General features: G+C 50.6%; 4 protein-coding genes and 1 pseudogene. All 5 read right to left on the bottom strand.

Annotation, left to right across the window (positions count from 1 at the left end; translation table 11 throughout):
* Nucleotides 1-464, bottom strand: a pseudogene (locus ABYW01_RS14360) (mononuclear molybdenum enzyme YedY); the annotation flags it as partial.
* A 164-nt stretch (nt 465-628) separates the two neighbouring features.
* On the bottom strand, nt 629-2,482 hold the full coding sequence (locus ABYW01_RS14355; protein WP_372833876.1) for a di-heme-cytochrome C peroxidase: 1,854 nt from the start codon (nt 2,480-2,482) through the stop codon (nt 629-631).
* Between the two features lie 206 nt (nt 2,483-2,688).
* Nucleotides 2,689-3,447: a CDP-diacylglycerol--serine O-phosphatidyltransferase gene (pssA, locus tag ABYW01_RS14350; RefSeq protein WP_193952587.1), complete on the bottom strand. Its 759-nt coding sequence runs from the start codon at nt 3,445-3,447 to the stop codon at nt 2,689-2,691.
* 72 nt (nt 3,448-3,519) lie between these two features.
* Nucleotides 3,520-4,257 carry a type 1 glutamine amidotransferase gene (locus tag ABYW01_RS14345; RefSeq protein ID WP_372833873.1) on the bottom strand — a complete coding sequence of 246 codons (738 nt, stop codon included), beginning with the start codon at nt 4,255-4,257 and terminating at the stop codon, nt 3,520-3,522.
* Nucleotides 4,258-4,320: 63 nt separating this feature from the next.
* A partial coding sequence (locus ABYW01_RS14340) for a protoglobin domain-containing protein (protein WP_372833870.1) occupies nt 4,321-4,780 on the bottom strand: 460 nt, incomplete at its 5' end.

Below are 4,780 nucleotides of genomic sequence, written 5' to 3'. Positions count from 1 at the left end.
GACCAGGCTTCAACACACCGTAAACGATAAATACGCTCTTCTAACAGATGGGGTTTAATCAGATCTTCCAGGTTATACACCCCCGGTTTACCCACCTCACCACTGATCTCGACCTTCCACGGATCCGTCTGAAAGTTTTGTGCATGGCGCGCAGGGTCTTTTTTACCGGTGCCAAATTCATAGAAGTTGTTGTAACTCATCACATGAAAATAAGGCGTCAGTTTGTCGTCCGTGGACAATGCAGTATTACGCACACTTTCACGGATTTTCTGCTGCATCCAATCCGGACCACGATAAATCGGCAGATCTTTTTCAAACTCGTACTCAGGCACGGCATTCGCTGAACCGGTGGCCAGCAATGCTGTAGTTCCCAACAGACCGCGCATAAAGTGTCGGCGGTTGAGGTACACCGATTCAGAGGTAATTTCAGAAGACTTAATTGAATCTGGCTTTTTAATCAGCATAGCGGCATCCGTTGTCGTTGGGATAACAGGAGAATGATTGCAGATTACCCTGCCAAGCTGAAAATAGCCTGAAAAGGATTCAAATACACTGCCCATAACAGGCAAAAAAAACCGCCGCCCTTATTAGGGGCGGCGGTTCAGATACGACTAAATTGAGTTTAGCGCTACAACGTTTTCATATACTCCACCAGCGTCCACTTCTGCTCATCATTCAGCTGGGTACCAAAATCATGTCCCAAATTGGAGTTACCCGGCATGATCTCTCCACTGTCTTTCAGCACTCGGAACTCAGTCATTCCTGTGTCAACCACAAAACCTACGTTGATCGGATCAAATTCACGGCTGCCCACCCAAAAAGATTTACTGCGCGCTTCCGGCTTCTGCAACAGCTCCCACAAATTCGCAACCGATCCATTATGTAAATACGGTGCAGTTGCCCAGATACCGTTCAACGGGCGCGCTTTGTACTGCAGATTGCTGAGATCACGCACGTTGCTCTTCAACAGGCTATTGTCACTGTTCAGCTTCTTAGCATTCTGAATTTTCTGACGCGCCTCAACATGCTGCTGTGCCAGCGATACAAGTGACTCTGAATTTTTCTGTACTGACTTGTCACCGCTCCTCATCGGAATCATCCCCGCTTTCAGCGCAGTCAGTGGGTCCTTCAGTACAACACCCACCACACCGTTGACCGGAATTGAAATTGCCGCGGTGGTTTCTTCAAAACGATCACCTACCAGAATCTTGCTTTTTTCACCTTCCAGAATCAGTGATTTCGCCATATGGTAATCGGCGTTCCAGGCGGTAGCCGGATCGGTCCCCAGCATCGCGACGGAGTTCATCACCGCTTTATACTTATCACCCTCCTTCGCACGTGGAATCACCTGATGACATCCCGCACATTCGCGCTGATACAGCACTGCACCCTGAGCCGCTTTACTGATATCCACAGGAGGTAGGTATTGTGTCGGCCAAGCCGGCGAGCGTAACGCCTTTACCCACGATTCCAAGTGTCCCAATGCGATCATATCGACAGTCGACGAATACCGTGTCTGCTTACCCCAGAGGCGTTGCCAAAACGGTGCCTTTTCAATCTCCAGACCACCAAATACCCCCACCACCTCACCAATGTTACGCACCAGTGGACCCACCACCGGTGTATTAGGCGCAGAACCGTTCCACTGAACAACATCAGACTGATGTGTGCCCCATAAAAATGGGTATGAGACAGGTGCTGTGGGTGCATTTCCGTTATTCAGATCATGCAAGGCAAAGGCACTACCCGCATTCTGAATATTGCCAAAGGCATCCAGACGGGCATAACTGGTAAAGTCTTGCGGATAATCCGCGGGCAAGTTATTCACCACCTGACGTTCGGCTGCTTTCATTGCTACTTCTTGTAAACGTGAACGCAACTGTACCGCAGCGGATTCAGAGTATTCCGCGTCCAGCACCTTACGGGCAAAGCGATCAAACTTCTGGTCATCCATTTGGGTGGCGTTCAGGGCACTCACCAACTTGCTGTAGAACAGTACAAAGTTGCCTAAAGTGGGAGCGCCTTCGATCAGCATCTTAGTGCCGTTGTAATCGACCTGATTGGTATGGCATGCCGCACACGTCATCCCCATCCAGGCTTCCCCGCTTTTGTTATCGCTGGCCAGCGCAAAGCCAATCGGCAAACCCGCCGGGTTTTCAGGCGATGCATTCATCGGCAGATAACGCAGCGATTCCATATGTTCAGCACTGCGGAATAATTGATCGTTATCCGCTTGTTCCAGCCACGTAAACCACGTGTACGGGAGGATCCGTGCGCCCTGACTGGTATACCAGAATTTCATACGGGTCTTGTCATCCCACGCCTGCTCCAGTTCTACGCGTTGGGGGACTTGCCCCACAGCGGGTACAACAGCAACATCGTGTGTATCACTGTGAAGATCATCATTCGGCCAGAAGGTGCTGCAACCGATCAGTAGCGAAGATACGCTCACTGCAGCCACAGTAAGAGGTAGAATTTTCATAGTACGCTGTCCTTGCATATATGCTCTTAGTGAAATATTTCGAGAGATCGAGCGGTGTAGTTAAGCGGTATAGTTTAGACAAGAGAAAGCACAGCACAGGCAAAGCGGCCAAAAAGTAGACCAATGTCTATTTTAACGACAGATAGTCTCGTTCGATCAGACACAAAAAAACCGGCTCAGAGGCCGGTTTTTAAATAGACGTTTGATCAGGCTTTTTTGCGCTTTCGCACCACCCATAAGACAGGACCGGATAACGTATACACCAGCAGCAGCAACCAAAGGAATGTTGGTGGGCTGATTGAGATAATACCAAGCCCCAGCACGATCGCCGCCAGAATGATAAAAGGCACTTTGCCTTTAAAGTCCACATCCTTAAAGCTGTAGTACAGCACATTACTGACCATCAGCAAGCCAACCGCGGCCACATAGAAAGCAATGGCATACGCATACGGGCTGCCATCCACACCGTATTCGACCGCAGCCCATACCAGACCTGCAACAGCGGCTGCCGCTGCCGGGCTTGGCAAGCCAATAAAGTAGCGCTTATCAACGGAACCAATCTGGGTATTAAAGCGCGCCAGACGCAACGCTGCGCCTGCCACATAGATAAAGGCGGCAAACCAACCCAACTTACCAATATCCGCCAGCACCCAGTTAAAGGCGACCAGCGACGGGGCCACACCAAAAGAGACCATATCGGAGAGAGAGTCATACTCAGCGCCAAACGCACTGGACGTATTCGTCATACGGGCCACACGACCGTCCAGACCATCCAGCACCATCGCGACAAAAATCGCAATCGCAGCGCTTTCGAACTGACCGTTCATGCTGGCAATAACCGCATAGAAGCCGGAAAACAGTGCACCCGTGGTAAACAGGTTAGGTAGCAGATAAATACCACGGCTACGTGGCTTTGGAGATTCCGCGTCTTGTTCGGACGTTGGCTTTTCCGGTTGCTCAGTCATTCTGTTTTCAGTTCCTGTATACACAAAGAGCGACCATTCTACTGTGCTCGCCCCCGTTATCTCAAATTAGTCTCAGCCGAGCAGCACGCGCTCAACAAACTTTTTCACCAACTGATTGGAGTCCGGTGTCTCAACTGCAGAGTTCAGCACTTGATCCAGATGCCCGTCACCATCGGTATAGTGGGCTTTGTAATGTGTCAAACGTTCAACCAGCGTCCGCTTATCCACCTCAGGGTGGAACTGAAACGCCCAAAACGGTTTGTCTTTTACCCGCAGTACATGAATACACTGACTGGTATAAGCGATCACTTCACAGCTGTCCGGCAAATCGGCGGCATACTGACGATGAACCGAGACCGCCGGAAAACCATTAGGCACATCCCTGAACAGAGGATCATCCAACGAGCGATCCGTCAGCAAGATAGGCAACGTACCCATCTCAAAGTCATCATCCTTATGCAGGATTTCACCGCCTAACGCCAAAACCACCAGCTGAAAACCAAAGCAGGACGCGAATACCGGTTTGCCCGTTTCAGCACAATGACTCAACAGGGCTTTGCAGTTATCAACAAACGGAAACTCGTCCGGCTTCAGTACATTGGCTTCACTGGCCCCGCCCACAAAAAGCGCATCATAGTCATCTGCCACGGTCTCTGGAAACTCAGGGGTGTCGAAGACATTCAGTACTTCAATTTGCTGCGGCGCCAAACCACTATACGCAGCAAAACTGGCGTGTTCTTCTTCCCTGACCTTTCCACCTTCACGAATCTGCAACAGCAGGACTTTCAGGCTTTGGCGTGACTTTTCCATGATCGCTCCCTTGGTTCTTTGTCATTATGTTATACAAAGGCTCCGCAGAATGGCAGTGCCGGGTCAGTCAGTATCACGATAGGCGTTCGCCAGATTGTCAAACAATCGACGGCTCATCCCGGTGATGGCCAGAAAGCGCTCCAACTCTTCAGCCAGCAAAGAGGTCTGATAAGACTCTTGCATGATGATAAGCGCAAACCCAGTCACCGCATTGACCGCACGCATCATCCGCCCCATTGTTGGCACATCGTCCGCATAGACCTCCGCCAGAACCGGGCTCATATGATTGTTGATCAACACAATCCCACTGGACATGAACTCGACCGGCAGTTTAACCCGCACGTGTACTTCACCTACGTGATGCATCTGCGCAGCAAATTGCTCGTCATACGGACCGGTAAAAATGCCTTCCAACCACGCCTGATGCGTTTTTTTCAGACTTTCCAGACGGCCTTCAAGAAACACTGTCGCCTCCGGAATGCGCTGCAGATCAGCGTAGAAGCCATCGGTCACTTGTGCCATG

This window comes from Pontibacterium sp. (assembly GCF_041587635.1).
Classification (GTDB): domain Bacteria; phylum Pseudomonadota; class Gammaproteobacteria; order Pseudomonadales; family Balneatricaceae; genus Pontibacterium.
Note: the sequence above shows the minus strand (reverse complement) of the source record. Positions and strands in the feature narration are given on the sequence as shown.